Here is a 400-nt window from a genome sequence, read left to right on the forward strand (position 1 = left end):
CTTCAAGAGCACGAATCCGCCCCCGATCCTGCCGACCGAGCTACTCAAGAAGAAGAGTACGCTTTAGAACTGCGCACCCGCGATCGTGAGCGTAAACTTCTCAATAAAGTGCAAGCGACTATCCGCAGCATTGACGAAGGTGATTACGGTTTCTGTGCCGATACCGGCGAACCCATCGGCCTCAAACGCCTGCTGGCACGTCCGACCGCGACATTGTCCGTAGAAGCGCAAGAGCGCCGCGAACGAATGAAAAAACAGTTTGCCGACTAAGAATATAAAGATAGAAACCTCAAAAGGCCGTCTGAAAGAGCATTTCAGACGGCCTGAGACCTTTGCAAAATTCCCCAAAATCCCCTAAATTCCCACCAAGACATTTAGGGGATTTTCCATGAGTACCTTC

Annotated in this window: 1 protein-coding gene; it reads left to right on the forward strand. The window is 50.8% G+C overall.

Annotated features, from left to right (window positions below):
* A partial coding sequence (gene dksA, locus ACTHSP_RS22420) for an RNA polymerase-binding protein DksA (RefSeq protein ID WP_440347062.1) occupies positions 1 to 270 on the forward strand: 270 nt, incomplete at its 5' end.
* Between the last annotated feature and the right edge of the window lie 130 nt (positions 271 to 400).

The sequence above is a fragment of the Neisseria sp. P0001.S005 genome, assembly GCF_051963715.1.